The organism is Rahnella sp. BCC 1045 (genome assembly GCF_019049615.1).
GTDB classification, from domain to species: Bacteria; Pseudomonadota; Gammaproteobacteria; order Enterobacterales; family Enterobacteriaceae; genus Rahnella; species Rahnella contaminans.
The window spans coordinates 1-391 of the sequence record NZ_JAFMOZ010000014.1 but is presented as its reverse complement, the minus strand read 5'-3'; the positions used below and the strand labels follow the sequence as shown (position 1 = coordinate 391).

Annotated in this window: 1 protein-coding gene; it reads left to right on the top strand. The window is 72.1% G+C overall.

Annotated features, from left to right (window positions below):
* Nucleotides 1-222: 222 nt before the first annotated feature.
* Nucleotides 223-391: FAD-dependent oxidoreductase (locus J1782_RS26275; RefSeq protein WP_371819694.1), on the top strand; the 169-nt coding region annotated here is incomplete at its 3' end.

Genomic DNA, 391 nt, shown 5'->3' with positions numbered 1-391 from the left:
CTCGGACACGGTCTCCCCGAGCAGGTCCGCCGCTCCACCCCACCCGGAGCCGAGGGTCAGGGCGATCTTGTACCGGTCCACGCCGGTGCGTTCCCGCAGGGCGTCGGCGGCCTGCTGCGCGAGCTCGAAGGGTTCCTGGGCCGTGGTGTCAGTCATGCCACCATCCTAGGCACGCACGGCTGCCGCGTCAGCGTGTGGGCGCGCCCCGGTAGGCTGGGGCGCATGGCTGACATGACTGTGCAGAGGGAATTCGCGGACCAGAAGCTCGTGATCATCGGCGGCGGCCCCGGTGGCTACGAGGCCGCCCTCGTGGCGGCGTCGCTCGGGGCGGACGTCACCGTGGTGGAGGAGCAGGGCATGGGCGGCTCCGCCGTGCTCACGGACGTGGTGC